Below are 23,912 nucleotides of genomic sequence, written 5' to 3' on the forward strand. Positions count from 1 at the left end.
AGTAACAACAAAAGATGATGATGGAGCAACAACAACACAAACAAGTGCAATAACAGTGACTCCTGATGGTCTTACTTTAACTCCAACTGCAGATATCGTTGATGAAAGTGATACAGGTGTTAGCAACACTGACAATATCACAAATGATAATACTCCAACAATTTCAGGAGTGACAGAAAATGGTGCAACTGTTACAATAACTGATAAAGATGGCAATATTGTTGGTACTACAACTGCAGATGAAAATGGAAACTATTCAATCACTACAAGTGAACTTCCAGATGGAACACAAAATCTTACAATAACTGCAAGAGATAGTGAAGGTAATACTGGTGTTGAAACACAAACAATAACAGTTGATACAACAGCTTCAATAACAGTTGATACAGAATTTATTTCAAATGATGAAACATCAGCATTTGTATATGATTCTGAGGGTGCAAGAAATGTAAATAATGAGAACTTTAATTCATTAGAAGAAGCATTATCTGGTCAAAATGGTGAGAATCATGATAACGGAAACCTTGTATATGATGAAATAAATGGAGCTAGCTGGAATATTAATGGTGACAGCGATGACACTTTTGTTGTTGTAGGAAATTCAAATAATGCAAATATTAATCTTGGAGATGGAGATAATAAAGTTGTATTTGAAACAAATCCAGGACAAAATATAAATTTAAATGTAGGAAATGGTAGTGATATTCTTGTATTACCAGGTAATATGAGTGATTATAACTTTAGTGCTTTAAATAATAATAATGATGTATTTAGCGGTCAAATTACAGGTCCAAATAATATGTCTATGACTATAAATAATTTTGAGACTATATCATTTGGTGATAATAATTACATGGGTGATGAAAGCTTGATTCCTCAATCTCCTGCAGATACAATTGAAATCACAGGTACAACTTCAAATGTTGAAGCTGGACAAACTATAAGTATAACAGTTACAGATAGCCAAGGAAATGAAGCTACGACTACTGCAACTGTTCAAGAAGATGGAACATACATAACAACAGTAGATGCAAGTTCTTTTGTTGATGGTAATATTACAACAAATGTAAGTGTTTCTGATTTGGCAGGAAATCTTGCTACTGATTCAGATGATTTAGGTATTGATACAACAGCAAGTGTTACAGCTGATATAGAAGATGCAAGTGATACAGGGGTATCTTCAACAGATAATATTACAAGTGATAATACTCCAACAATTGCAGGTTCAACAGAACCAGGAGCAACAGTAGTAATAACAACAGCAGCAGGAATAGCAATTGGAACAGCAATAGCAGATGAAAATGGCGAATATTCAATTACTACAAGTCAATTACCTGATGGTACTCAAAATCTTACAATAACTACAACGGATCTTGCTGGAAATACTGCTTCAACTACGCAAGCAATTACTGTAGATACAACGGCAAGTGATATGGAAAATCTTGCTATTACAGATATAGTAGATAATACAGGTGACTATTCATCAGTTACTATGAAAGGTACAGGGGCAGAAGCTGGCAATACAATTACTGTTTTTGATGAAGATGGTGCAGAAGTAGGTACTGCAACAGTTCAAGAAGATGGTTCTTGGAGTGCAGATATTTCAAATCTAGCAGCAACTGGTATAAATGATAATGAGTTCTTTAAAGTAAGTGAAACAGATATAGCAGGAAATGAGACAGGACAAACTGATAGTACACACTACTGGCATGGTGATTGGGCAAATGGAAATACAGAATCAACAGATGATTTTGTAATGGCTGGAAGTGGTGATGATGTTATTAATACTGATGCAACACTATCTGGGACAAATGAAAATGGTACTGTTACAAGTGACAACAACGATGCAAATGATAAAGTTGTGATTGATGGTGGAGCTGGAGATGATACTGTAACATTTGGAAAAGATATTTCAGAATATACAATCACTACAGATGCAAATGGAAATACAATAGTAACAGAATCTGCTGCAAGTGATAGTGATGGAGATGGAACTGGTGATGTAACAGAACTTAGAAATGTAGAAACTATAACTTTTGCAGATGGTTCATATGATGTTGCAAATGGAGTATTTACACCAGATAATACTGCACCAGAAGCAAGTAATGACACAGTATCAACAAATGAAGATGTTGCATTGGCTTTATCTATCAATGACTTTGGGTATAGCGATTCAGATGGGGATTCTATGAGTGCTATTCAAATTGTATCTTTACCAGTTACAGGGGCAATAACATTAAATGGAGTAGAAGTAACCGCAGGTGATGAGATTAGTGCTAGTGATATAAACTCTGGTAACTTAGTATTTACACCTGATGCAAATAGCGATGCTGATGTAAGTTTTGACTTCAAAGTAAGTGATGGTACAGTTTGGAGTGATACAGCAACTACAACAATAAATGTTGATGCAGTTGCAGATGCACCTATGAATGTATCTATTGATGTTGGAGAAGGTACAGATTCTGTAGAGCTTTCAGAAGTAGTAAGTGAAAGTGCAAATCAAGCTGTAGGTATATATGAAAGAGATGGTAATTACTACCAAATGCAGTCTCAAGATGTAGAAACACAAGTTTTAGATTTAGCTGCCTTAAAAGAAAAAGGTTACACAATAGATAATGATGGAAACTATTTTAAGATAAATGATGATGGGGCTAAAGTATTAGTTGAACAAGAATTTTCAAGAGAAGTTACAAAAGTTGTAGATGCTGAACCTATTATGAAAACTGTATCTGAGGCTACAACTTATGAAACTCTTGGACAAGCACATGTAGATAACGGTGCAGTTGTAAATACAAGATCTACACTTAATTTAGATTTTGCAGAGCCAACATCAAATATAGAGCTAGATTTTAGTAACTTTAATACAGGAACTGCAAAAATAAGTTTTTATGATGCAAATGGAGATCAAGTTGGAAGTACTATAAATCAATCACATGTTAATGACTCTAGGGGGTATACAGTACCTGATGGAGCTGTTGGAGTATCTGTTTATAATATAGATAGTAGTAATGATTTTAAAGTAGATAGCATTTCATATAGAGGAGAATCAGAAGAAGTTACTGTTGAAGCTGGTGGGCTGATTCCAGATTACGCAGCAATGGAAGCAGCAGGTATTACATGGACAGATACACAAAGTGAAACAATAACTCAAAGTGCTGATATTAACAATATTGGTAATATCGGAGATAGTAATGTTAGAGGATTTAATCCTGAAGACCATGAGACAAGTCAAGTATTTGATTTTGGAGCAGACTTAGCATATAGAGAAGTTACAATTACTGTTAACATGGATGTAAAAGGTTCTTGGGATAATAACTCATCTAGTACAAATGATTATTTTAAAGTTAGTGCAAATGGACAAGAACTGGATGTAAATTATTACTCTAATCAATCATGGGGACATGAGTCAGATGATGTTTCAACTATAGGTTGGGATAACTTTGAAAACTTTACTTATGAATATAAAGTATATCTTGATGAAAATGGACAAGCACAGTTAGATTTTATGGTAGCTTCAACTGCAGATGATGAAACTGTTGATGTTAAAAATATTGATGTTGCTTATGAAGGACAAACAGGTTGGGTGAAAGAAGTAACAGAGACAGAAACATATACAGAAAATGTATTGGTAGATGCACCTGCAGAGCAAGTTCAACCTGAAGATATTCCTGGTGGCGTACCTATGAAAACTTTAGTTCAATCACACCAAGTAGAAGTTGAAGTTGATCCAAAAATGACTACAGTATCTGAAGTGATTGCTACAATCTATCCTGTAGATATAACTGCAGCATTGGCCGATGTTGATGGTAGTGAAGCTCTTAGTGTGACTATTACAGGAGTTCCAACAGGTGCAACACTAAGTCAAGGGACAGACAACGGTGATGGAACATGGAGTATAAATGTTGAAGAAGATGTAACATCAATTGCTGAGCACTTGACTATAAGTGTACCTGCTGGAACTGAAAGTTTTGATTTAGGTGTTACAGCAACAGCAACAGAAGCAAGCACAAATGAAGAAACAGTTCAAAGTGATACTGATAGTGTAGTAGTTGATTCATCTGATGAAGCTAATGAAGATGCTAATACAATCAATGCAAACAATAATGAAGTTACAACAGGAACAGATGCAGATGATATCTTTAATATAAGTATTGAAGGAGAAGATGCGCTATCAAATAATCTTACAACAGTAGATGGCGGAGAAGGTAGTGATACTTTATCAATAGAAGATGCCGGAGTTTTAGATTTTGATACATTGATTGCAAAAAATATTGAAGAAATCAATTTAGATAATAATCAAATAAATAACCTTGAAATTGATTCTTCAGATGTTATAAATATGACAGATGATGACAATATCTTAAAAATCATTGGTGATAGTGGTGATGAGATAGGATTAACTAGCGAAGATAACGATAGCTCTTGGGTTAAAACAGACGAGAGTGTTACAACTGATGATGGTGAAACATTTGATGTGTGGAGAGACGATAACGTAACTGTATTTATTGATACTGATATTACTGTTACAGATATATAAGAGAGGTTTTCCTCTTTTATATAAGATATCTTAATCCTTATATACTATAAAATACTTCTAAAATATCCCCATAAAATAGTTCTCTTGTTTTAAATCAATAAAGATAATTACATATAAAGCTAAAATTTTAAAAGATGAATAAAATTTAAGCATAATTAAACAGAGGCTAAACTATAATTTCACTCTTCGACCCCGTCGTCTAGTGGCCAAGGACGACAGGATTTCCTCCTGTAGACTCAAGTTCGAATCTTGATGGGGTCGCCAAGTATAACTACCATAACTACGTGCTTCAAAAGAAAAATAACTATATTAATTATCTTAAAAAAATATTAATGGTGATACTTTTGGTGATATTTCTTAAAGATAGCTTATAAGTTCTTTGAAATTTGTATTTTAGGACGCAATATCTAACATATATTTTATGCTGTAGATGAAGAAATAGAAAAGTATTTATTTAATAAGTTAATAATGTTATTATAGATATTATTATTAACAAAAAAGTTTTATATTATAGTATTTAAATTATACATTTTATTTTAAAACATTGCAGATAAGTGAATGAGATTTTGGTAATTTTTTTGATAAAAGTAGAGAGCAAAAGTATAAGACTTTTTTATTTTAGTTTTTGCCATTATCAAAGAGAAGAAGATATTTATTTTACCTGTATGGAGTGATATACAGATTCTTCTAAACTATGCACTAAAATTTTATTATAATCTATAAATTAATAGTTGTTTTATTTGAAATATAATAATAAATTGAATTGAGGGAAAGGTGTATATTAATGATTATTTTAAAAAAAGATATTGACACTTATGATAATATTTATAAGACAATTTTACGAATAAAAGAAGAGTTTAGAATTAATCAGGTTATTTCAATTATATTTCATAATAATATTAAATTTATTGACCCGTTATTTTTAATTTTAATTTTAAACTTACATGATAAGTATAGAAATAAAAAAGTTTTAGTTATTGATATTTTAGATTTAGACTACTCCTCAGAAACTATTAAAGACTACGAAAATAAAAATAAGATTCAAGAAGAAAAAAATAAGAATTTTAATAGTAAAACTATTTCTATTGAAAAAAAAATTGATGAAAAAACAAACTTTAACTTCCCTCAAAAAGACAATAGACAACATCATGTGTATAGGATGTTATTAGAATTTTTAGACACAGGTTATTTTGTTAAGGAAAAATTAAGCGATTTCAAATGGAATAAGTACATAAATGATTATGAAAATAAATACTATAAAGATATTGAAAAACGGAATAAAGACTATCCTAAAATTCTTGCAAATAAAATTAATAAAAATGCAATTGTTGATAGTGATACTGAGGAAGTAATCTATAAAAATATATTTTTTTATTTTTCTAAAGAACATAATGATTCATTATTCCAAAATAATGATGAAACTAGACATTTATTACCTATATTTAAAATTAATAATTTTTCTAAAGTATTATTTAATGATTCAATCCATTATAATGATATTTATACAAAAAAAGATGATAGAAAAGAGATTTTTGAAGGACTAATAAAAAATGTAAATGATGATTTTTCCAGGAAAGAGTTTGAAGATTATTTGGAAAAGATATTTAAAATAGTTAAACCAAATAATCAATCAAATAATTTAACTAATCTTATTCCTCCACTAAAAAACTTACTTTTTGAATGTATTGATAATATAAAAAAACACACAAATAAACATACGAATGGTTATTTCTGTTTTTACTATGATTCCGTAAATAAGCAATTTAAAATAATTATATATGATGATTTTACTGAAGGTTTTTTAAATACTTATAAGAAGACGCTAGAAGATGAATTGGTAGATTTAGAAAAAAGATTTGATATTACTAATGTGGATGAAAAAATAAAGAAACCTTTTTTAGATTCTATATTTGAATTAAATAAAGTTAAAAATCAAAATGATACTGAAATAGATCATTTAATATTAAAGAAAATTTTTAATAAGAAAGGTGTTTTTGAAGCACATCAAATTCCCAGAATTATTATGCATTTTGGAATACCAACATTAGTTAAAATAATAAATGAAGTTGGAGGAGAATTTTTTATTAGGTTACATAGAAAAATAGATGAGAAAAAATCATTATATTATTGTTTAGATAATAAAAATAATATTAAAGATACTTCTATTAATGGATTAGATGGAACACATATATATATTACAATTCCAGAGAATGCAATATATAAGATGCGTAAGGCTCAGCCTTTAAATTTAAAAGATTCTGACTTAATTAATATTTCTGAAAAAAAAGAAATTATAGAAGAAAAAATAAAGAAGTTTATATCTATTAATGATACTAAAAATGAAAGTAAATATCGTATACTTGATTATAATAATTATTTTGAGAAAAATCCAAATAATACAATAAGTGATTTTTTAAGAGATTTATATTATTTTTCCTATAAATTAAATATTCTAGATGTATTAGTGATTAATTTTCCAATAAAGGAATTTGAATTATATTTGCAAAACTTAGTTTATATACTATTTTTTAACAAAGAATATAATGAAGAATCAATTATTCCACTTAATGTTGTATTTTTCAATAAAACATCACTTGATATTGTATTTATTGGGGGGCGTAATTATTCTGAGTTTTATAATTCTAATAAATTAATAAGCGAGCATTATGGTAAGTATTATAATAAAATTACGGATGTATTAATTGACACAAGTAATACTTTAAAAAACAATTACGCTACAACAGAGTTTTTTTATAAAACTAATAATGATATTGTAGTCCTTCCATTTGAGTTATATGAGAAATGTGAAGTATCAATTCAACATCTCATTATGAATAATTTAAATGATAATAAACAATGCTTACATGTTGATGTAAAAAAAGGTATACATGTATCTGAATTTTATAAGTTTGATATTATCTTTCAAAGTTCACGTTTTATAGATAGAATTGTACATAAAATTTTAGAAAGAATTAAGTTAACTATAGAAGATTTGGATAAAAAGAATATAAAATTTATTGGAGTTGGTAAATATTCAAATTTACTTTTAGCTACTCTTTACAGAAGTTTAAATAAAAATATAGATGAATATTATCTTGTTTTAGATGATTTAATAGATCAAAATGAACAAAACTGTCTTAATGAATATATGGAAAATAATAAAGAAGCAGATGCTTTTTTTATTTTTACACCTGTAACATTTGATGGCACACATATTAAAAAAGAGATAATTAATAAATATAATAATCAATTTATCTTTTGGATAAATACAATAGAAATCACACTAGAAACAGAAAATAAAGTAAATATCAATAATTACTACACTCTTTTGGAACTTCAATTAAAAAGTGAAAAATATTTTAAAGTAAATGAGAAGGAGGGATGTAAACTTTGTAATAGTGAGAATGAATTACCTTTATATAATATAAGTAAAAGAGATAATTTTTCAATAGAAAATTGTTATTTTGACGATTATAAAAAGAAGAAATTAAAACCATATTTAGATATTAAAGATGTGAAATGGGCAGATTCAATATACTTCGGCCATATAAAAAGAGATAACAATCATTATTTATACTATACAAAAACTATTCAGTTTTTTAATAGGAACAATGCTGAAATAGTCAATTTTCTGAAGTCAATTAAAATTAAAGTAAATGGACAATACAATATTTCTGAGAATGAAATAATAATTATAACACCAATGCATTCAACACATAATAAGTTTTTAACAGTAGTAAATACAATTGTCTTTGATGGAAGAGCTACAATACTACAAATTGATTTAAAAAAAGATGGTAATATCTTTTATAACGAAAATGATATTGAAGAAAATACACTGTTTTTTTATGTTGATGATGAAATAAGCTCTGGAACAACAATTCAGCATATTTATACTTTATTTAAGAGTAATAATCAAATTAGACGTTTTAATGGAATTATAATATTAATTGATAGGATGTTAGAACAAGATGAAAATAGTATTGAACACCTTATTGATTCCAAAATAACAAAAGCACATGAAGCTATTCATTTATTTGCAAAATTAGAAATAAAGCCTATAAAAACTACAAAATATGAAGAATGTTTTTTATGCAAAAGAAAAGAAGAATATAAAAAGCTTTTAGAATATACTGTATTGGATATAAATAGATTTCAAATTGCAAAGAGAATTAGTAAGTTAAATATAATAAATCACACAACTATTGATTTTGAAGATGGACTGAATCAAAATAGTAGTAATAAGATTGATATTAATAGGAAAATTAAAGATTATATAAAAATGATTGCTGTTGATTATATTCACCGTAATTTTGACTTATTTAATAGAATATCAAATGGGAATTATGATGAAATATTTAGAGAGTATATTACTCTTGAGAAAAAGTTTACTGATCTTATATACCCTAATATTATTAAATATTTTTATGTTATAAATAAATATGAAAAGATATTTATTCAAATTTGTGCTTTTGAAGCAAGCATTGCCTTAATTAAAGCATTATCTTTTCCAAAAATAGTTTATTTTAAAGAAATACGCTATTTGGCAACAGTTGTTTTGATAAAAAAAATAGAAGAATATATCAAGAAAGAACCATTAGCAAATGTATTTGATAAAAAAATGATATCTCAACTAAGTAATGAACAAGAAAAAGAATCTAATAAGTTTTTTATACAAGAGTATAGTAATAAATTAAATATTAATTATATGAATGTTTTATATGTTACTGCAGGATATTTAAATATTCAAAATATACTAAATATTAAAAATTTAGAATATTATTTTAATGTTTCTATAGAAACCAAAGAAAAACAATATGAACACATTTTATTACAACCTTACCAATTTGCAGTAAAAATGGTCTCAATGCAAAGTATTGATAAATCAAAGTACCTTGATAAACAAATTGAACTATTTTTTCAATGTAGAGAAAATGTAGAAAAAGTAGACTGTACAGATTACACTTTAATAGAAGCATTAACTATTGAAAATAATTATAGTATATCTAAAGATATATCTAGCGGAGTTAATTTCAGTGATAGGTTACAGTATCTTTTAAAAGATAGTGATAAAAGTCTTACTGAAAAAACCAGTAAATGTAAACTTTATATAGAAAAAGTTATTTATAATAACTTTAATGATAAAAGAAATGATATTAAAGTTGAAAGTATATTTATTAATGAGAATATATATACAAAGTATGACAAGTACGAATCTTACCTTGATAATTTAAAGTTCATAGATATATTGGATAATTTTAATGAAATTGATGATGAAAATCCAAACTTAAAGTATATTAATAGAATTGTAAAAGGTGCATTATCTAAAAAGCCCGAAAAAGCAATGGAACTTAAAGAAGATAGTATAACTAAAGAGATAGAAGATATTGATAATACATGGTCAAATATATATGTTCAAGACTTTCTTATTAATAGTGAAAATAAAAATTCTTTATTGATAAGATTAGTTGATATTGATATTGAGAAATTGGATAACATAAAATATCCTAAATCGATTGAAAACTTATGGTATAAACCTATAGGATGTATGGCAATATCCTGTAGTGAAAATAAAATAGAATTATTAAATATTGCAAAAATTATTTTATCAATCCAAAATGATTTAGTAAAGTTTATTAAAGAAGAATTTAGTCATGAAACATTTAGAGAAATTTTAAAGAGAAAAGATGAAGAAAAAAGAAATGACGATATAGCAAAAGATTATGCGATGCAAATATCAGCTATAAATCATTCTTTTAAAGATCAAATTGATTTAAGATCAAAAATTGATAGTTATTTGAATGGCACGATAAATAATGAACTTGAGAGAGATGAATATTTAAAATTATTAGGTTACTTCTCATATGGATTACATCATTTATCATCATTAACTAGTGTTAAACCTAACAAAATGAAGAAGAGATTAACGTCAATAGATATAACTGATTCTTTAAATACATATATTCAAGATGGATTTTTTGACGGAATAACGAAATTTATTTCATCTACAAGATACTTCATGGATAACATAAATCAATATTTCTCAGAAGATTCACTAGATATTACAAGTTTAAATAGTGATTCTTTTAAATTGAATTTAGAACAGGTAGCTCACATGAGTCATATTTGTTTTGAACTTATTTTTAACGCTATCAAATATTATAACATTGATGAAAAAAAACCAGTAATTAAAATTTCTTCTTTAACTGATGGTGAAGGAATAATGGTAGAAAATATGGTGAAAGAAGATTTTACTCTTGATGCCATGAATTTAAAATTAGAGAAAAAAAGTAGGATTGGAGTTAAGTTTATTGAAGAGATTTTAAATGACCAAGATTATATTATAGAATATGAATTTATTGAAAGATATTTAAGTGTAATTATAAAAAAGGATAAAAATAATGACAAGTAAACAAATTAATATTTTAATTATAGATGACAAACCTAAAAATATTAGAACAGTTAGAAAGGTACTGAATAAAAATTTTGGTTTTTTAGATGAAAATTTATTTCCTAAAGATAAAGATATTCAGGGCTTTGTAGATGAAATATCATCGTTTGTAAGTAGTAAAAGTAAAGCAGCACTTAAGAGATTTATAAAACAATATATTTATGATAATGATATAGACTTATTAATTTTAGACTTTGCATTATCTGATGATGAAGCATTAGATGGCAATGATATAACCTCAACTAGTGGTTACAGTTTACTAGATGAATTCTTAGAAGATGAAAATTTATGGAAATTACCAATAGTAGCATTTACTTTTTTACCATTAGAGGATATAAAGACAAAACATAAGGCTAGATATATTGCCACAATAAAAAAACAAGCATCAAATGAAAATGATTTAATTACAGAACTAATAGCAGATCTAAAAAATTATGACAACTCAGTGTTGTATTCAATTCTATACCATGGTAACTTATATAAACAGCAAAAGGTAATGAATTATGACTTAGCTATTTTATGTGCTTTGAAAGAAGAATTTGATGAAGTATTAAAATTACCTAATGAATGGAAAGGAAAAGAAATTAAAGATGTTGATGATAATGGATGGAAAAAAGTTAAAGTAGAAAATGATACATATTTTGAGACAGTTTTCTTATCTTCTAAGAATCAACAAATTAGAGTTATTGGTAAAGCTATGAATGATATGGGAATGGTTGAATCAGCAACTTACTCAACTAAAATGATTGATAACTTTAATCCTAAATATATCACAATGACAGGAATTGCAGCAGGTATAAAGGATGACGATGTTGAAGTTGGAGATATTATTATCCCACAATATAATTGGAATTGGCAAGCAGGAAAATTTAAAACAATTTTAAGTGATGAGTTTGATAAAGAAAAAAACAAGTTTAGAAAAAAAATTGTAACTTTTTTTGATAAAGATATGAGACAAAAAGAATTGGATACTGAAATTTACGATTTGGTTACACAAGAACTACAATCTAATAATGATTTCTTCAAAAACTTATTTGAGAATTTTTGTTCAGAATATACAGATTTCACTATACCAATTATTAGAGATAATAAAAAAAGAAATAGATATCCGCAAGTCATTACAGAAAAAATGGTTTCTGGCTCTGCAGTTGTTGCAGATAGTAAAGTAATTAATGAAATAAAACAAAGAAAAGTTGTTGGACTTGAAATGGAAGCATATGGTGTATTTTATGCAGCAAGTAAATCAAAAACTAAGGCTGTAGTTTTAAAAGCAATTTGTGATTTTGCTGATGAAGCTAAAGATGATGAATACCATACTTTTGCAGCTTATTCAAGTGCAAGAACTATGTATAAACTTTTTACAGAATATATATTTTGATTTTTAATTAAAGTATGTATATATTGTAAGTAATATATAAAGATATTTATCTATATCCTTTATAACATAAGTATCCTATCCCTCTAAAGTTATTTGGTTTAAAAAATATAAACCAAGTGCTTTAACATCATCTGATGAATTTTTACACATGGTATTTGTTTTCTTATCAACTTTTTTCTAGTGAAAGTAAACTATCTTTCTAAATTAGAATTACAACTAATGCATAATTTAGTGTGGAGGGGAAGAAGGTAATTATTATAAAGCTGCTTTTAATTATGATAATATATTTTAGTTTTAGTGAATTAATTACAATTGATGGCAGAATTGTTTTAATTTATTGTAATAATATAAGGTGATACTTTTGGTGATACTTTTGATTGTAAATTAATGTAAATTTATACTATCTATTCAATATTAAAAACTTAAAAACTACCTATAAAATGGCATTTTACTGCCTATTTGTAAATTCATGTAATTATAAATCTTAAAGATTTCCTCCTGTAGACTCAAGTTCGAATCTTGATGGGGTCGCCAATCTACAAGCTCCATAAATAGGTATATTTAGCTGAAAAAAATATTATTCATATTCTTTAAGGTTTACAAGGGTAACACTTTGGGTAACACTTTTATAATTTAGTTTCAAATATTAATAATTTGAAACTAATATTTATACATACATTTTAAGTTAATAGTCAGGTGAATCAATATACTATTATATAAGTTGAAAATACAATAATATATCATTATGTAAAGTAATGATAATCCAAAAGATATCTCTAACTAATAAATAGCAAAGAGATATAAAATTCATTTATTTGAATTAAAAAAATTATATAAATATCTTAGATATTTCTTTATTAAATTTATATAGTAAACCTAAACAAAAAGTCTGTAGTTGAAATACTATGAGATTTTAAAAGGAAGATATAAACTTATAATATCTTCAATAAAATGTTATTTTTTTAGATAGCAAAACAAGAAAGTTTGAAGTTAAAAATGACTGAGAGATTTTCAAATTCATAAATTTGAATTAACTAAAATAATCATCTATAAATGATGAAAACTAAAATGAATCTCAATTCGAGATACTAAAAAAAGATTATGTAAAGATAGTAATTTTTTAAATACTAAAATCATACATCAAAAAATAAAAAAAATCCATTTTCAACTAATAAAACATTATAAAATATTAGAAGGAATACTATGTTAAATACTGAAGTGCAAAATAGATGGCTAAGTCCAAAAGATTTTGAAAATATTTTCAAAATAAAACAGTCTACACAAGCAAAAATGAGAATGAATAAAACGATACCATTTTCAAAAATTGGTAAGTTTATTCGCTATGATATTTTTGAAATTAATAAGTGGTTTGAGAAGCACAAAGTTATAGGAATAAATTAAGGAAAAAGTTAAAAAATTTAATTAACTTTTTTAAAAAATACCTACTGTACAGTAAAATTATTTTTTAATTTTACTGTACAATTTTATTCAATACTTTTTCTAAATAAAAGAAGGAAAAATGTATTTTTAATTGTAAAAAGAATAAAAATTAATCTATAAAAAAATATGTTAATATCTTGAAAATTTATAAAATCTAAAATTATAAAATCAAAAAAATTTCAAACTTAGAATTATAAAATCAGTAGAGGGTTTTTGTAAAAAAATTCAGTTTTTTCATTATGTAGAAATTGATGTCGCAGTGAAAAAAAAATTGCGATTTTGATGTCCTAACTTCATAGTAGATTTACATTTTAAAAAAATAGCATGTAGATTTTGATGTCCCTTGTGGATTTCCTCAAAAGCCCGTTTTGTAGATTTTGATGTCCTAACTTCGTAGTATAGTATGTTAAAGTTAAGCATTTACGCTTTAATGTGAAGTAGAGAGATTAAGAATTTTTTCAATACACATTTTTAAGATTTAGATTATAGGCATTTAAACAAACATAAAGGCATCAAATCATTGAAATTATTTGTTTTTTGATATTTATGTTGAGTTAAAGATAAAATGCTTTCTTGTGCAAATATGAGAGTTTTAATCAATTAGAATAATCAATATAAATATTCTACTATTTTGATGAAAAGAAAAATTATTTTAAAATTATAAAACAATCTCATAACTAATATTTCTACCAGCAGTTCCTTTTTTCTGTTTTATACAATTCTTTTCTAAAAGTTCAGCTAGATCTCTTGATGCAGTTGTTGAAGTTGTATCTGCAATACTCATATATTTCTTTTTGCTAAGATTTCCTATAAAACTTTCTATTCCAATATCTAAAATAAAGTTAAGTACTTTTATTTGTCTAAGATTTAATTTCTTGTTTTTATTTCTATCCCAAAATTTTGTCTTTTGAACAATATGATTTAATCTATTTTTTGTATCAAGTAAAGCTTTGTATAACGTATTTAAAAACCACTCACACCAAATAGTTATATCAAGATGATTATCTATTTTTTTGATGTATCCTGTTGTACTTTCTAAAGCTTTATAATAATTTTTTCTATCATCATTTATTGCACTTGACATGGAGTAAAGTCTTGATATTTTTGAGTTCTCGATTTTTGATAAAACAAGGTCAGTAATAGCTCTTGAAATTCTTCCATTTCCATCATCAAATGGATGAATAATTACAAACCAAAGATGAGCAATACAAGCTTTTATTAAACTCTCTTTTGTACTATTAAACCAAGTTAAAAATTCATTCATTTCTTTCTCAAGTTTTTCTTTTGGAGGTGCTTCATAATAAACTATCTCTTTTCCTACAAATCCACTAACTATCTGCATAGTTTCATTTCCTCTAAAGTTTGCAGTATTGATTTTAGTTAATCCACTATAACCTTTTGGAAAAAGTGCATTGTGCCAACCAAATAATCTATCAAGTGTTAAACCATCATTATAATTTGTATTTGCATCAATAAGAATTTCAACAAGATTATCAGTGCTTTCATCTGTTTTTTTATAATGCATCTCATCAAGTGCAAATTTTTTAGCAATAGAAGCTTTTACACTATCTCGATTTAATACTTCTCCTTCAATTGCTGCTGTACTTATAGTTTCATTTAGTAAGGTATCAAATTGTCTTTGAATAATATTGTCTTTATTCATAGTTTCGGTAAGTGCTTTTAAGTACCCTTGTTCTAAAGATATTTTTTGTATTAAATCTTCTAATTTTTTAGAATCATAAGTAAAATTTGGATAGTTATCTTGTTGCCAAATCCATCTTTTCATGATATTTTTCCTTTATGGTGCGATTAGTTTATATAATCATACCATAAATGGTGTGAATAAGTTAATTATTTATTTCATTTATAAAAAAACTCACTAATCAACACTTCCCACAAACTTCTTTTTTAATATAATCAAATTTTTTAGCTTTCTCATAATAATTCAAATAAGATTCAACCCAAGAAGCAACTGGTAGTGTTTTATTATCTGATCTAGTTGTACCCCAGTTATTAATTGTTGAGTATGGAATATCTGTCATCTCTGAAAACTCTTTTTTTGAAATGTTTAACTCTTTTAATCTATTTATAAATTCTTCTTTATTCATTCTTTTACCTTGAAATATGTAATTGGAACAATTATATCATAAAATATACTAATTTAGTATGTTTACTATTGACATAGTTCTATAATTAGTATATAATTTGATAAATAAATACTATTATAGTATAAAATATAAAAGGATAGAAGATGAAAAAGAGTGTGATTGAATTTTTATTAGCACCAATAGTTCCAATATTTTTATTGGTATTCTTTATTGTAATTAATATCTTTGAATTAAAATTAATCTATTTAGTTCTAATTGGATTAGTTTTATTTCTTGCATATAAAATAATTAACAAATTGAAAGAAAATTGGAAGTGGTTATATTCTAGTAGTATAATTTGTACTGATTGGTTTTTACTTGATGTAATTAATCTATTCTCAAATGAAAACCTGTCATTTTTAAAGCCATCAATTTTAGAAACTGTAATTAGAACTACATTAGTTATCTAGGAGTGTAAAATGTCAAACGTAAAAACAATAATAGAGCTAGAAAATAACTTAACAAAAGAGGAACAGGAAAAGCTTCAAAACTTTATAGAAAGAGAGTTTGGATGTAGTAAGGAGTATACAAAAATATTTGATAGCTCTAATTATGTCTCACAAAGTGAATTTGCAAATGAAATATACGAAAAGATGAATAAAATAATGATAGAAGATTTTAGTGAATATTAAATTTATGTTTTAAAAAATTAAGATTCTTTCTTATTTGATTCTAGATTGATTGAAAGGTATAGCATATAAACCGCAATAACTGTCATGATAGATAGTTTTGTAAATTCTAAAGTATCCATTGTTATCCTTTTGATATTTAGAATTGTATCTATTATGGATTTTAATGTCAATAAATTAAAGTAGGGTTTTTTATTTAAAGAACTCTTCAATCTCCACTTCAAAAACTTTGCTAAGTTTATATAGGTGAACAATAGAATAGTGATGAGTTGGAATCTTTGGATTTTCTACATGGGATATAAAGCTTGAATTTCTAAGACCCAATTCAATTGATAAATCAAGTTGGGTCATTTTTTTATTAAGTCTTAATTGTTTTATATTATTTGAAATCTTATCTTGAAATTCTAATATTTCATCATCAGAAAAATTAAGCACATAGAACCTTTACATATATGTATAAATATAAAAGATTCTATATGAATTATGAAATATACAATAATACATATATGTATAATTATATATTAATAACTAATTTACTAAAATACTAACAATTAAATAAAAGGAGAAAATATGGGAATGCCTGGAGGTTTAGAATTCTTAATAGTAAGTGTTATACCACTATTGTTATTAGGAATATACATTTATATCTTGATTGATATATTAAAAAGTGAGTTTGATGGTGCTAACAAATTGATATGGCTTATAGTTGTTTTTGTATTGCCATTTGTTGGTGCGATACTATATTACTTTATTGGTAGAAAACAAAAGATACAGAAAAGTAATTAAGATGAAGATATCTATAAAAAATTCTTTAATCCTTATATTGGCTATCTTTGTATTGGTAGGATGTGGAACTACTGAGCTACAAACAAGAGCAAAACTAACAAGAACTATTACACTTGATAAGAGTGAAAAAGATAATAGAAAAATGTACTTGCAAGTTTCTAATACTGCTGGAAGTGGTGGAAAAAATCTTAATTTGCTAAATGATTTGAAAACTAAATTAGAGTCTAAAGGCTATACAATAGTTGGAAATTCAAAAGAGGCTTCTTATGGATTGTTTGTTAACGTACTTTTCGCAAATAATTTAAAGGAAGCAAACGCAATTAAAGGTGCAACACAAGCTGGTGCATTATTTGGTCTTGGTGCAGTTGGTGCTGGTCAAAGTGGTTCAAATTCACTATTAATTGGTGCTGTTGCTGCTCTTGGTGGTGGTATTATTTCTTCTGCTATGGAAGATGATGTTTTTCGTGCTGTAATTGATGTTGAAATTAGAGATTACAAAGGAAAAGAGATTCAAACCGCTAGAAGTACAATAGATGCTGGTGCATCTTTGTCTAATACTCAAAGAGCTGGTAATGCAAATACTCTTGCTGGTTCTCTTGGAAATAAAGACGGAGTAACAGATATGGATAGTGGTATATCTGAACAAACTACCGAATACGACACTGTTAGTTATAATAAATATTTAACTAGAGCATTTGTTGAAGCGATTAGAATGGATTTAAAGCTAGATGAAGCTCTTCCAATTTTAAGTTCTAAAGCATCAACTAGAATTTCAAATTTATTTTAGGAGTATATTTTGAAGAAAACACTTTTTTTAACATTATTAATGGCATCAACATTATTTTTATTTACAGGTTGCGTTAATCACAAAACATATGCCGTGAAAGTACCTTATGAAAGTAATTATTGTAAATCAAAATACAAATTAATTAACCAAAGTACTTGTGCTTATATCTCTTCAAAAGAGGGTAAGGATATTTATTTGATTGATGCTATTTCTAGCTTTAGTGATTATGGCTTTGTCCATATGGGCATAAATAATGCTGTTACTGCAGCATTACAAGCTGCTGCTGAAACTACATTATTGACGGGTAAATCATATTTTGCAATTATATCTCCAACGGCTATTTCTAATATGAACAATGTTCTTATAAATACTCCAGAAGATTATCTAAAGAACTGTACTACATCAATGGGTACAGTTTTAAGTCTTGGTTCTAGAAATTGTGGCGTTAAGGGTGTAAGAAAAAATGGTGTAATAACATTTAAAGTGTACGATGAACGTCCTCACGATATTTTAGTATATGATGCAAATGAAGTTATACAGTATTATAAAGATAATGATTTATATGATGATGAAGAGCGTGTTAAAGATATCATAACTTTTAAAGAAGGTGCTTTTAAATAATCTAAATTATACAGCCAAAACAAAAAGCCAGGTTCTCGTAATCTGGCTTTTTTAGTTTAAAGAGGGTGATTTTAAGAAAAAAGTACTCTATAGATATAATTATAGTGAAGTACTAATCTTTGGTTAATTGTTTTAATTTAATAAGTTTTTATAGATAATGCTTTTTGTGACACAATATGTGACGTTATTTTGATAGACTGAATAATGACATAAAAGAGTATTTATTTAATAAGTTAATAATATTATTATAGATACTATTAATAACAAAAAAGTTTTATATAAAAATATTTACATTATGGATTTTATTTGAAAATATTACATACATCAGATTGGCACTTAGGTCAAAATTTTATGGGTAAAAGTAGGGAGGGGGAGCATAAGGCTTTTCTATCTTGGCTTTTAGAGGTTATTAAAGATAAGAAGATTAGAATATTACTTGTATCAGGAGATATTTTTGATACAGGAACTCCTCCCAACTATGCACTTGAACTTTACTATAACTTTTTAAAACAATTATCCGCAGTCAAAACTTTAAAAACCACAATCATAACAGCTGGAAATCATGACTCAGTATCAACATTAAAAGCATCAAAACAACTCCTAGAAACATTTAATGTACATGTAGTAGTGAATGGTGATGAAGATGAAAATATTATCATTCCAATAAAAGAAGATGAAGGTACCATAGCAATAGTTTGTGCAGTTCCATTTTTAAGAGATAATGTCATAAGACAATCTCTTGCTGGGGAAACTGTAAGTGACAAAGAGAAACTTGCAAACAATGGCATCAAAGCTTTTTATGAAACTGCACACACAAAAGCACTTGAACTAAAACAAGATAAAAATATACCTCTCATAGCTATGGGACATCTTACAACTGTAGGAAGTCGGACTAGTGAGAGTGAAAGAGATATCTATATAGGCGGTACACTTGATATTGGTGGAGATTATTTAGGAAGTCTTTTTGATTATGTGGCTTTAGGACATCTTCATATCAATCAAACAGTAGGCTGTGAGCATGTTAGATATTCCGGCAGTCCAATTCCACTTAGTTTCTCAGAATCAAAAAACACACAAAAAGTAAATCTAGTAACTTTTAATGAAAGTAAAGTAGAAGTAGAAGAGTTAGCTGTTCCACTTACTAGAAAGCTTATTGTTATTAAAGGTAACAGTGAGACTATAAAAAAAGAGCTTAAAAATATAGAAGATAAAAACTCTTGGATAGAAGTACATATAAAAGATGATAACCCAATGTATGCAAACACAGAGATAAGAGAACTGGCTTCAAAGTTAGAGCTTATATTATTAGCTGTAAAGATAGATAAAAGTGAAAAACAACTTCAAGCCAAAGAGCTAAAAGCCATAAGCTTAGATGAACTCTCTATTGATGAAGTATTTCAAAAAAGATTAGAGCAAGAAGAACTTGAAGATAAAGTGCTTGAAGTTGAGCTTGTAACTAACTTTAAACAAATAGTTTCAAAGGTACAAAGCCAATGAAAATATTAAAAGTAAAATCACTGAACATAAACTCACTAAAAGGTGAGTTTGAAATAGACTTTCAAGCATTTTTAAAAGATGAATCTCTTTTTGCTATAACTGGACCGACAGGGTCTGGAAAAAGTACAATTCTTGATATTATAACCTGTGCATTGTATGGTAAAACTACTAGATTAACTAGTCCTCCAAATGAGCTTATGAGTCGGCATACTTGGGAATCATTTTGTGAAGTAGAGTTTGAAGTTAAGGGTAATATTTATCGAAGTTCTTGGAGTCAGAAAAGAGCAAGAAAGAGTGCAGATGGGAACTTTCAAACTGCAAAGATGGAAATAGTAGATTTAGCTACAAATAAAATACTTGAGTCAAAAGTAAGAGAAGTTCCAAAAGTCATAGAAGAGATATCTGGACTTGATTTTGATAGGTTTTCTAGGTCAATGATGTTAGCACAAGGTTCTTTTGATGCTTTTCTTAAATCAGATGTAAATGAGCGATCAACTCTTCTGGAAAAAATAACAGGGACACAAATATACAAACAAATTTCACAACAAGTTTTTGAAACATATTCAACAAAGAAAAAAGATATCGAGTTGGATGAAAATTCTTTAGGAAGTATTGAATTACTTGAAAAAGAAGTAGTAGAAGAGAAAACAAAACTTCTAGAAGCTTCAAAAAAACAAAAAATTCAATTAGATACAAAAGAAGTAGCACTCAAAAAACTAGCATCATGGCTTGAAGTGTTATCTAAATTAAAAGCTGATGATATTAGGTATACACAAGAATTTGAGCAAATCACAAAAGAGAAAGAGGATAAAAAAGAAGATTTTTTAAATCTTAAATTGGCAAACAAAGCACTAAATGTACAATCAATTTATCAAGAAAAAAACTCATTAACTAAAATAATAGATATAGATAAACAAAAACTTGAGATACAACAAAAAGATTTAGAAGAGCTAAAAAAAATAATAGAGTCAAAAACAAATGAATCTAAAATATTAAAAGAAAATTTTGATAAAGAAAAAATATCTTATGAGCAAAACTCTAAAAAGCTACAAGAAGTAAGAACTCTACAAACAAAGATACAATCAAAACTTCAAAACATAAATGAGCTTGAATCTAAAATCAAATCAAATCAAGAAGAAAAAACTAAAATAAATGATGAGTTAGTAAAAGTAAAATCAACGCAGCAAAATATCCAAAAAGAGTTAGAGACTATAAATAGTTATTTAGATACCAATAAAAATGATTCATTTTTAAAAGAAGATATCTCTTTGATATCAAAAAACATAAATGATTATAAAGATGGAACTAGATCTTTAGCTGAGTGTGAAGCAAAATTACAAAAAACAATATTAGATAAAAAGAGTTTAGAAGAACAATACAATAAAACAAAAAAAGAGTTTGAAGAAGCTAAAACTGCATTTGAATTAAAAGATAAAGAGTACAAAGAATTAGAAATTAAATCATCAGCTAACAATAAAAAAGAGCAAGAAAATCGAGATAGATTAAAGACTATAGATAAGTTGATAGTCTCTATAGATGATTATGAAAAACTCATACAAAATATCTCGAAAGAAGAGGGTGTAATTTCTTCATCAAATGAAGAACTAAAAAGTTTACAATCAAAAATAGAAGAAAAAACAAAACTCATAACTGAACTTCAAACGCATATTCAAACACTAAATGAAAAAAGAGAAGCACAACTTCTAATTGCAAAATATGAAAACGATAGAGAAAAACTAAAAGAGGGTGATGAATGCTATCTTTGTGGTTCAACTGAACATCCCTATGTAGATCATAGGATAAGTGTTAATGTAGATGATACAAGCTTTAAAATCAATGAAAAAAAACAAAACTTAGAAGATGAAAGCAAGACATTAAGAACACATGAATTATCTCTTTCAAAACTTGAATCAAAAATAGAAACATCTACTTTAGAAAGAGATAAATTATTAAAAAATAAAGAAACTATTGAGAGTATCTTTAACTCATATAATTTTATATTAGTAGAAGATTCAAAGATAAATTTAGAAGAAGAAAAGTTAGTAAAAGAAAATGAGCTTAGTAAAATAGTAGAACAAAGAACTAAAAAAGAGCTATTACTAACACAAAGAGATAATTTACAAACAGAGTTAAACACAAAACAAACTTTAGCTTCTGAAAAAGAGAAAGAATTTTATAAACTAAAGACTTCAAAAGAACAATTTGAAACTGAACAGAAACAAAACATCTCTAAAAAGCAAATATTAGCTGAAGAACTTACAAAGGTATATAGTAAATACAATATTTCATTTGATGAAACATACGAAGAGAAGTTTAATACAATAGTAAATAGAAAAGATGAATATATTAAAAATGAATTATCAAAAAAAGAGTACGACACCAAACTACAAACTATCCTAGTGGAGCAAAAAGAGTTCGATACGAAAATTTCATCGATAGATGCAACACTAAAAAAAGATAGTGAAGACTTATCAAAACAATCAGAAGAACTAAAAGAGTTACAAACACAAAGTAAATCTATACTTGATATAGATGATTTAGAAAAGTATGAAAAAGATATAAGTGATAGTTTTAACGCTATTACTACAAAATATAATACTTTACAAAACGAAATGATAAATCTAAATTCAAAAATTGAATCACTGAATACTCAAATAAAAGAATTAACTCAAAAACAAAACACTGACAATACAAAACTAGAAGAGTTAAAACAAAGTTTTGAAAAGGCTTTAGAAGAAAATAGTTTTGGCTCAACCCAAGAGTTTGAAAAAGCACTTTTAAGTAAAGAAAAAAGAGAAGAATTATCTCAAACTTGTAAACTAATAGAAGAAAAATATACACAAATCAAGACACTTAAAAATGATACAACTAAAAAATTAAAAGAACAAAAAGAGTTAAATCTAACAGACAGAGAACTCGAAAGTATAAATGATGAACTAAAAGAGTTCCAAGCAACTATAGATGAACTTCAAAAGTCTATAGGAAGTGCAGAAAAGGAGCTTGAGATAAATGCATCAAATATCAAAAAACATGAAGATAAAATTAAAGAGTTAGAAAAGAAAAAACAATCTTTCAAAGTATGGGTAAAACTAAATGACATGATAGGTTCAGCTACTGGTGATAAGTTTGCTAAATTTGCCCAAGGTATAACACTAGACCAACTAATCTACCTAGCAAACAAACATCTAAATATTTTAAGCCCTAGATATGAACTTCAAAGAAGTATAGACTCAAATAAACTATTAGAGATAGAGATAATAGATGGCTTTCAAGGTGATGTGGTAAGACCTGTAAGTACTCTCTCAGGTGGAGAGAGTTTTATAGTAAGTCTATCTTTAGCCTTAGGACTATCGAGCCTAGCTAGTCAAAAGATAAGTATAGACTCACTTTTCTTGGATGAAGGATTTGGAACATTGGATAGTGATAGTTTAGAGCTAGCATTAAATGCGCTAAATCAATTACAAAGTTCAGGAAAAATGGTAGGTGTGATTTCCCATGTGGAAGCACTAAAAGAGCGAATTCCATTGCAGATTAGGGTTATACCCAAAGGAGATGGAACAAGTTTTCTAAGCACCAGTTTTTAGTCTTACTCTTCGTTTGATTGCGAAAATTAAATACTCATGTACTTTGTGTACATTC

The 23,912-nt window shown here is 26.9% G+C and carries 14 protein-coding genes and 1 tRNA gene; 12 read left to right on the forward strand and 3 right to left on the reverse strand.

The window, feature by feature from the left end:
* The 5 genes from Q0617_RS11085 to Q0617_RS11105 all read left to right on the forward strand — a co-directional run.
* On the forward strand, window positions 1-4,537 hold a 4,537-nt coding region (locus tag Q0617_RS11085), incomplete at its 5' end, for an Ig-like domain-containing protein (protein WP_298753355.1).
* Window positions 4,538-4,725: 188 nt separating this feature from the next.
* Window positions 4,726-4,801: transfer RNA gene (locus tag Q0617_RS11090), tRNA-Glu, on the forward strand.
* A 520-nt stretch (window positions 4,802-5,321) separates the two neighbouring features.
* Entirely contained in the window at window positions 5,322-10,949 is a 5,628-nt protein-coding gene (locus Q0617_RS11095; RefSeq protein ID WP_298753356.1) for a hypothetical protein, read from the forward strand.
* Window positions 10,939-12,366 carry a hypothetical protein gene (locus Q0617_RS11100; protein WP_298753357.1) on the forward strand — a complete coding sequence of 476 codons (1,428 nt, stop codon included), beginning with the start codon at window positions 10,939-10,941 and terminating at the stop codon, window positions 12,364-12,366. Before Q0617_RS11095 ends, Q0617_RS11100 begins: the two co-directional genes overlap by 11 nt.
* Window positions 12,367-13,569: 1,203 nt before the next feature.
* A complete protein-coding gene (locus Q0617_RS11105) occupies window positions 13,570-13,767 on the forward strand; it encodes a helix-turn-helix domain-containing protein (RefSeq protein ID WP_298753358.1) in 198 nt (65 codons plus the stop codon).
* A 697-nt stretch (window positions 13,768-14,464) separates the two neighbouring features.
* Here Q0617_RS11105 and Q0617_RS11110 read toward each other — a convergent pair.
* Together Q0617_RS11110 and Q0617_RS11115 are read right to left on the reverse strand one after the other, a co-directional pair.
* Window positions 14,465-15,592, reverse strand: coding sequence for a DUF4172 domain-containing protein (locus Q0617_RS11110; protein ID WP_298753359.1), 1,128 nt, complete (start codon window positions 15,590-15,592; stop codon window positions 14,465-14,467).
* A gap of 97 nt (window positions 15,593-15,689) precedes the next feature.
* A complete protein-coding gene (locus Q0617_RS11115) occupies window positions 15,690-15,914 on the reverse strand; it encodes a hypothetical protein (RefSeq protein ID WP_298753360.1) in 225 nt (74 codons plus the stop codon).
* A 143-nt stretch (window positions 15,915-16,057) separates the two neighbouring features.
* Between Q0617_RS11115 and Q0617_RS11120 the strand changes: the two genes are divergently transcribed.
* Window positions 16,058-16,363: a hypothetical protein gene (locus tag Q0617_RS11120; protein ID WP_298753361.1), complete on the forward strand. Its 306-nt coding sequence runs from the start codon at window positions 16,058-16,060 to the stop codon at window positions 16,361-16,363.
* 9 nt (window positions 16,364-16,372) lie between these two features.
* Complete coding sequence (locus Q0617_RS11125) at window positions 16,373-16,585, forward strand: hypothetical protein (RefSeq protein ID WP_298753362.1); 213 nt, start codon at window positions 16,373-16,375, stop codon at window positions 16,583-16,585.
* A gap of 189 nt (window positions 16,586-16,774) precedes the next feature.
* Here the strand turns inward: Q0617_RS11125 and Q0617_RS11130 are convergent, their stop codons facing one another.
* Window positions 16,775-17,017 carry a helix-turn-helix transcriptional regulator gene (locus Q0617_RS11130; protein WP_298753363.1) on the reverse strand — a complete coding sequence of 81 codons (243 nt, stop codon included), beginning with the start codon at window positions 17,015-17,017 and terminating at the stop codon, window positions 16,775-16,777.
* Between the two features lie 135 nt (window positions 17,018-17,152).
* Here Q0617_RS11130 and Q0617_RS11135 point away from each other — a divergent pair, with 135 nt between their 5' ends.
* The 5 genes from Q0617_RS11135 to Q0617_RS11155 all read left to right on the forward strand — a co-directional run bounded on the left by Q0617_RS11135 (window position 17,153) and on the right by Q0617_RS11155 (window position 23,857).
* Entirely contained in the window at window positions 17,153-17,368 is a 216-nt protein-coding gene (locus Q0617_RS11135) for a PLD nuclease N-terminal domain-containing protein (protein ID WP_298753365.1), read from the forward strand.
* A gap of 1 nt (window position 17,369) precedes the next feature.
* Window positions 17,370-18,155 carry a complement resistance protein TraT gene (gene traT, locus Q0617_RS11140; RefSeq protein ID WP_298753366.1) on the forward strand — a complete coding sequence of 262 codons (786 nt, stop codon included), beginning with the start codon at window positions 17,370-17,372 and terminating at the stop codon, window positions 18,153-18,155.
* 9 nt (window positions 18,156-18,164) lie between these two features.
* Entirely contained in the window at window positions 18,165-18,776 is a 612-nt protein-coding gene (locus Q0617_RS11145; protein WP_298753367.1) for a hypothetical protein, read from the forward strand.
* A gap of 306 nt (window positions 18,777-19,082) precedes the next feature.
* A complete protein-coding gene (locus tag Q0617_RS11150) occupies window positions 19,083-20,273 on the forward strand; it encodes an exonuclease SbcCD subunit D C-terminal domain-containing protein (protein ID WP_298753368.1) in 1,191 nt (396 codons plus the stop codon).
* Window positions 20,270-23,857, forward strand: a complete 3,588-nt coding sequence (locus tag Q0617_RS11155; protein WP_298753369.1) for an AAA family ATPase — start codon at window positions 20,270-20,272, stop codon at window positions 23,855-23,857. The genes Q0617_RS11150 and Q0617_RS11155 overlap by 4 nt, the downstream gene beginning before the upstream one ends.
* Window positions 23,858-23,912: the final 55 nt, after the last annotated feature.

Origin of the sequence: uncultured Arcobacter sp. (assembly GCF_937982575.1) — a bacterium.
GTDB lineage: Bacteria > Campylobacterota > Campylobacteria > Campylobacterales > Arcobacteraceae > Arcobacter.

Excerpts from the sequence above, each read along its gene's own strand:
- Q0617_RS11120 (WP_298753361.1), top strand. The coding sequence starts at position 16,058 with ATGAAAAAGAGTGTGATTGAATTTTTATTAGCACCAATAGTTCCAATA.
- Q0617_RS11115 (WP_298753360.1), bottom strand. The coding sequence starts at position 15,914 with ATGAATAAAGAAGAATTTATAAATAGATTAAAAGAGTTAAACATTTCA.
- Q0617_RS11105 (WP_298753358.1), top strand. The coding sequence starts at position 13,570 with ATGTTAAATACTGAAGTGCAAAATAGATGGCTAAGTCCAAAAGATTTT.
- Q0617_RS11155 (WP_298753369.1), top strand. The coding sequence starts at position 20,270 with ATGAAAATATTAAAAGTAAAATCACTGAACATAAACTCACTAAAAGGT.
- Q0617_RS11135 (WP_298753365.1), top strand. The coding sequence starts at position 17,153 with ATGGGAATGCCTGGAGGTTTAGAATTCTTAATAGTAAGTGTTATACCA.
- traT (WP_298753366.1), top strand. The coding sequence starts at position 17,370 with ATGAAGATATCTATAAAAAATTCTTTAATCCTTATATTGGCTATCTTT.
- Q0617_RS11125 (WP_298753362.1), top strand. The coding sequence starts at position 16,373 with ATGTCAAACGTAAAAACAATAATAGAGCTAGAAAATAACTTAACAAAA.
- Q0617_RS11110 (WP_298753359.1), bottom strand. The coding sequence starts at position 15,592 with ATGAAAAGATGGATTTGGCAACAAGATAACTATCCAAATTTTACTTAT.
- Q0617_RS11095 (WP_298753356.1), top strand. The coding sequence starts at position 5,322 with ATGATTATTTTAAAAAAAGATATTGACACTTATGATAATATTTATAAG.
- Q0617_RS11100 (WP_298753357.1), top strand. The coding sequence starts at position 10,939 with ATGACAAGTAAACAAATTAATATTTTAATTATAGATGACAAACCTAAA.